Genomic DNA, 6,064 nt, shown 5'->3' on the forward strand with positions numbered 1-6,064 from the left:
GCCTTTTCTTTAGATACCAATCAATGGCTGCACAAGCCGCATAAGCCAACTCTGGAACTTGAGCGGTGCGTCAGTCACCGCAAGACAGATGCAGTCGCCATCCGATGAGGCAATCGGCTGATGCACGAGATCAGCATCCGCTTCCTCAATGTCACCGCGCGCAAAGAGCCCGGTTCCATCATGGAAACTGCCGCTCAACACCAATGTCAGTTCGCGACCGCCATGCCCATGTTCTGGCACCGGCTTTCCTGCGGGAATTCGCAAAAGTCGAACCTGCGTTTCGCTGTCCCGAGTTTCAATTGACACCTGATAGGCACCCCGGCCAAGAGATTTCCATTTCAGGTCCGGCAAATCGCCACCGACGTAGGATCGCAGTGGTTCCGGTATCACGGCAGGCTGCTTTATCTCGAAGCGCGGTGCCGAAGGTTCCCTTGATTGCGGTGTCTTCTGCAACCTGTCTTTGAAACTATCCCATGTGGATGCTTCGAGTTTCTGCGGCTCAACCGCGTCAAGAAGCTGACCGCCAATCTGTTCAAACTGCTTGAGCCTTGAACGGCAGGCCGGGCAGAGCGCAAGATGAGTGGCGACTGCGATGCTCCAACCCTCGGCCAACGTGCCCGCAGCATAGCCTGAAAGGAGTTCGTCGCTCAAATGATGCTTGATATCCATCAATGCGCTCCCGAATTATCGAGCGCTGCGCGCAATTTGTTGAATGCCAGCCGCAGGCGGGATTTAACCGTACCAAGCGGGAGGTTCAGCTTCTTTGCGATGGCGCTATGCGTGCGTTCCTCGAAATAAGCGAGTTCAAGCAAGGCGGATTGCTCCTTCGGCAAGTCGGCCATTGCAGCGCGCAACTGGCTGGCGGATTGCCGCTCGGCAATCCTCAGGTCAGCGGGCTGTTCCTCATCGGGCACAAAGGCCGGATCGGTTGGGTCGAACTCCGGGCGCCGGGCGCGTCGCACTGCATCGATGCGTTGGTTTCGTGCAATGGTGAAAATCCAGGTGGACAAGGCTCCTTTGGCAACATCGAACTGATCTGCCTTGTTCCAGACCGCAATCATAGTCTCTTGCATTAATTCTTCCGCTGTTTGCGCATCAGCAGACAGTTTGGCCATATAAGCCTTCACCCGGGGTGCGAAATGCTTGAAAATCACCTCGAAAGCGTCCACATCGCGTCGGGAACTGACCGCCAGCATCAATTCCTCCATTGAGGGCTGGTCTTCAGGTGCGGTCTGTCCATTCATCCGTATTAAACCCCATCCGCTCAGAAGTAGCGAAGCCAGAACCTGTAAATTATGCTGAGCTTCCATGTGCCACTGTTGCGAGAGGAATGAAACTTTTGTGTTCATCAGCATTATACGCAAACAGATTTAATCTGGATCACACCAGATTTCAAATGTAGGGCGTCATCGCAAGCAGCACTCTCGAACTCTGATTTTTTAGCAATAAATCATGCATCAGCTAAGTGAATTCATAACAGCTGAACAAGCTCTTATTTTACCCGCGATCTTATGGCTCACCAAATGCTTTCTCGTAATTGATCTCAAACGTACGAAAGCTGTAAATCGCCGCCTCAATGCACCGCTTTTCATCCTCTTTGTCGAGCGGTACGGATTCCAGCAAAGAAACGGTCTTCTTCCATCCAGCTAGATTTCCGACCTGTTTTGCTAAATGACGCGCACCAAACTCGTCGCCAAGACCAAGCAATCGAGCCTTTTGGATGAGAAATGTCGCCCCCAATGCGGAACCTTCGAGCACGTATAGCGTGCCAATCGCGGCAGGCAAATCAACAGGCGTTCCAACGGGGAACTTCAATTCCGGTCTCTTCAGTTCTTCCCCGTCGGACAGGTCCGCGTAATCCTGTTGAAGGTCACATTGGATTTTATGTTTATCCCAGTCTGAGAATATTCTTTTCAGTTCACTTTCATCCAGCAATGTTTCCAGAATCAATCTGCTGTGCCAGGTGGCCTTTAGATATTTCCTGTAGGCATTCAATGAATCGAACATGCCATATAACGAACCAAGTCTGTCAATTCTGTCGTGGTGGGGCGCGGTAGCGGCTTTCAAATCCCAACGGCGTTGCGGGACAGTGTGTTGGGTCATTAGAAAAAATTTCCATCGTTCGTTAGGCTCGTAAAGACTACGTAATATCGTTTTGCCGACATTGCCAGATAGGCTTTCTAGATGGTGAGCAGTTCAAGCAGTGAACGAGGAAAACGTCATGAATAAATTCCGTGCATTACGGCGTCGTAATGCTCCTCGATTTCCTGCGTACATCTGCAGGATTTGCGCTTCAAAGCGCTTTTATCATTTATGATGAACAATCCGCGTCTGGTGGCAATAATGCCCTCGTTACGCAATTGACCAATAATGCGCGTTACAAAAGTCCTGCCAACTCCCAGCATTTCTGACAACTGATCGTGCGTCATCTCAAATTGATCTGTGCCGGTTCGTTCTGCTGCTGCTAGCAGCCATTTGGCAGTTCGCTGGGTTATGGTATGGGTCGCGTTACACGCAGCCGTTTGAAATACCTGAGCCATCAGGCAATCAGAATAGCGGGAAAACCAGTGCCGAAGCGAAATGGAATCCAGCTTCAACTGTTCGAGTGCGGCCGTTTTGATCCTGACAAAACTTCCCGAGTTACGAACGATGGCAGTGGCATAGGCGGGCAGACTTCCGTTCGACACAATCCCCCCCACAGCCCCTTCCCTTCCGATCAGCGCGATTTCGACGGCGCTATTGTCTTCATCGACCCAGCGCTGAAAACTCGCGAGCGCTGCCCCGCACGGAAACCATGTGTGAACAACGTCATCTCCCGCCTTCTGCAAAACAGCCTCCGCTTCAAGTTCGTAGAAGACCGTATGCGGCAGCAGCTTTTGTCGGTCCTCCTCATTGAGCATCATCAGAAGCAAATTGCCCGACATCTCGTGGGTCGATGTTAAATTCATACAGTCGAGTTCCTCTTTTCGCGACCGTTGTGTCCAATAGTGGACGGACGATCCTTTCGGTCTATGTTACTTTTAGACGTAATTAACGTAACCCATTGAAAAGACGTGTTTGTTTGTGTGCTCCATCATTAATAATACAATCTCAATGGATGTTTTCGTTTGTCAGCGGTCACAACGTCTTGCCGTTTTCAGCTCTCAGATAATTTAGCAATCCTGGAAAAGGTGCGCTCACGAACGGTTAAGTCCGGGAAAGTTCTGCCGCAATGGATGTGTCCGAACCTGTCAATCTCACTAATTGTGACCGCGAACCAATCCACATTCCAGGTTCGATCCAACCGCACGGTGCAATGCTGGTTATGGATCAGTCTGGCCAAAATCTCCTTTTTGCTTCTGCCAATATTCCATGCATAACGGGCTATAGAGGGGATTTGATCCCTGGCATCGCCATTTCTTTGATTGTTGGCGAGAAAAATGCCCATGATTTCCGTAATGCAGCCGCAAAAGCGAGAGAGCCGGGCTTGTCATCTGTCGTACTTGGCCTGCGCTTTCCAGGCAAATCCCTGCTCTTTGACGCTGTGATCCATACACACAAGGGAAGAACATTCGTCGAAATAGAGCCCTGCGCGGATCGTGGGCAAAGTGCCCGTCAGGCGCTTGATCTCACACGCAGCGTCATTCATCGCATTGGTCGCGAGGAAACGGTAGACAAAGCTGCAGCAACGGGCGTGCGCCTTGTAAGAGCAATGCTGGGTTACGACCGCGTGATGGTTTATCGATTTCTCCATAATGGAGCCGGTCGCGTCATCGCAGAGGCAAAGTCTCCCATGCTTGGCAGCTTTATGGGACAACATTTTCCGGCGTCGGATATACCGGTTCAAGCCCGGCGTCTTTATCTTATCAATACAATAAGGATGATTTCCGACACGTCCTATCAGCCGATCGCACTTTGTCCCTCACTGGCGGCAGACGAACCCCCTGTCGACATGTCCTTTGCACAGTTGCGTAGTGTTTCCCCGATCCATTGCCAGTACCTGCAGAATATGGGTGTCTCCGCTTCGTTGTCGATTTCGATTGTCGTTGATGGAGCATTATGGGGCCTGATATCTTGTCATCACGACAGCCCTAAAGTCACCCCTCTTCCCCTACGCATAGGCGCTGAACTGTTCGGGCAGTATTTTTCGTTACATATTGCCGATTGTGAAAGACGCAAAACATTGCAACTCACCGCGGACGCACGAGAAAAGCTCGACGCGATCGTATCCCAATTAAGCATCAGTGACGAAATTCGCGATAGTCTGGGGGAACAACTCAGCCGGTTTTCCGAATTGGTTGGCGGCAACGGAGCTGCATTATGGATGAATGGGCAGTGGCTTCAAAGTGGCGAGGTACTCAACGAACATCAAGCTCGCCAAGTACTCGAAATCGCAGGCCGTCAATCACCACGCGAGCTTTGGGCAAGCCAGGAAATCAGGGCCCACTTGGCCGATTATGCCGGAAGCGTTGCAGGCGTGCTGGCAATACCACTTTCGATGGCGTTCAATGATTATCTTGTTTTGTTCCGCAATGAAGAGGCGCACACTATCGAATGGGCGGGCGAGCCGGTAAAAACCACAGTTGAAACGCCTTTCGGCCCCAGATTAACGCCGAGAGGCAGCTTTGATACCTGGCGGGAAGAAGTTCGCGGGCGTTCAACGCCCTGGACAGCAACAGACCTTTCGGTGGCTCAGTCGATTGGCACCTATTTGCGTGACGTTATACTTCGGCAAAATGAGTTGTCTGAACAGGAAAGAGCGAAAACCGAACAGCGACGCCAGGTGTTAAACGCCGAACTCAATCATCGTGTGAAAAATATTCTTTCTCTGGTGAAGTCAATCGCGCTTCAGACGGGAGCTAACGCGACAAATGTTGCTGATTACGCTCAAACGCTTGAAGGACGATTACGTGCGCTCGCATCGGCACACGACCTGTCTTTGGATGGCAAAAACGGCGGTTCGCTAGCAGATTTGCTCAAAACCGAGGTCAACCTTTATGGTGATGCCCCTGGTCGCATAACTCTGGAAGGTCCACCGGTTCATCTCGATCAACGCGCATTCAGCGTTATCGCCATGGTCTTTCACGAGATGATAACAAATGCGGCGAAGTATGGCGCGCTTTCAATTCCACAAGGACGCCTGACTATCAGGTGGAAACAGCAAGCCTCCGGCGACTGCGAAATTTTCTGGAGCGAGACCGAAGGGCCATCCGTTACTTGGCCCTCACAGACCGGATTCGGTAGCAAGCTAATTCGAAATTCTTTTGAGTACGACCTCCGCGGAAAAGCCAAGATCGAATACCACCGGGATGGACTTCGGGCACAGTTTTCTGTTCCATCTTTATATGTGACGAAATTGACCGATGAGTTAATTACGCCAGATCTTCAAAAAGGAGTTGTTGAGAAAGTTCATATGAACGGAATGAAGATTTTGGTTGTCGAAGACCAGAGCCTGATCGCTCTTGATATGGAAAACACGTTGCGGAGATTTGGTGCGGAAGATATTAATCTTGCCTCTAACGCTCCAGAGGCATTTGAGATTATTGAAAGATCGAAACCCAATCTAGTGATCCTTGATTTTAATCTGGGGGACCGTACTTCGGAGAATATCGCCGAATTACTTCTCAGACTGAAGATTCCTTTTCTGTTCACCACAGGTTATAGCGACAGGGTGCTCATTCCCGAAAAGCTTTGTGACATAACCATCGTGCGCAAGCCCGTTAGCGATGCTGCTATTGCAGCAGCCATCAACTCCGTTCTCGGATAGTGTATTTCCCTATTTCGCGAAGCCGAGTTGGAAGGCGTTTATGGCTGGCTGCCAATCGCTCCATTATGTTGAGAAGAGACCCGCCAGGCAACTTCTCTGCGCAACGGTCCTCGGTTCCGCGCATGGGTTCTGCCCGCTGCGATCTTGCAAATCCTGGATGCGCTTCGCCAATGAGCCGGTCGCCGACTGCGCCCGTTACGACAGGCTCAGGAGGATAAGTTGATGGAACGCACGCAAGTTCTAAGAGTCCGTTTGAGAATTTAGTTTCCTTGGTCTCTGGTTCGTGATTCAGATTAACGATGTGGACACGAGAGACGC

At 50.9% G+C, this 6,064-nt stretch carries 5 protein-coding genes; 1 reads left to right on the plus strand and 4 read right to left on the minus strand.

Annotation, left to right across the window (positions count from 1 at the left end):
- Window positions 1-9: 9 nt before the first annotated feature.
- The 4 genes from FIC94_RS17845 to FIC94_RS17860 all read right to left on the minus strand — a co-directional run bounded on the left by FIC94_RS17845 (window position 10) and on the right by FIC94_RS17860 (window position 2,948).
- On the minus strand, window positions 10-669 hold the full coding sequence (locus FIC94_RS17845) for a ChrR family anti-sigma-E factor (RefSeq protein WP_140025859.1): 660 nt from the start codon (window positions 667-669) through the stop codon (window positions 10-12).
- Window positions 669-1,208 carry a sigma-70 family RNA polymerase sigma factor gene (locus FIC94_RS17850; protein ID WP_114217186.1) on the minus strand — a complete coding sequence of 180 codons (540 nt, stop codon included), beginning with the start codon at window positions 1,206-1,208 and terminating at the stop codon, window positions 669-671. Before FIC94_RS17850 ends, FIC94_RS17845 begins: the two co-directional genes overlap by 1 nt.
- A gap of 301 nt (window positions 1,209-1,509) precedes the next feature.
- Window positions 1,510-2,103 (minus strand): biliverdin-producing heme oxygenase, encoded by a 594-nt coding sequence (locus FIC94_RS17855; protein WP_140025860.1) that lies wholly within the window; start codon window positions 2,101-2,103, stop codon window positions 1,510-1,512.
- 116 nt (window positions 2,104-2,219) lie between these two features.
- A complete protein-coding gene (locus FIC94_RS17860) occupies window positions 2,220-2,948 on the minus strand; it encodes a Crp/Fnr family transcriptional regulator (RefSeq protein ID WP_109365780.1) in 729 nt (242 codons plus the stop codon).
- A gap of 263 nt (window positions 2,949-3,211) precedes the next feature.
- Between FIC94_RS17860 and FIC94_RS17865 the strand changes: the two genes are divergently transcribed.
- Complete coding sequence (locus FIC94_RS17865) at window positions 3,212-5,746, plus strand: HWE histidine kinase domain-containing protein (RefSeq protein WP_140025861.1); 2,535 nt, start codon at window positions 3,212-3,214, stop codon at window positions 5,744-5,746.
- Window positions 5,747-6,064: the final 318 nt, after the last annotated feature.

This window comes from Ochrobactrum teleogrylli (assembly GCF_006376685.1).
In the GTDB taxonomy this organism is placed as follows: domain Bacteria; phylum Pseudomonadota; class Alphaproteobacteria; order Rhizobiales; family Rhizobiaceae; genus Brucella; species Brucella teleogrylli.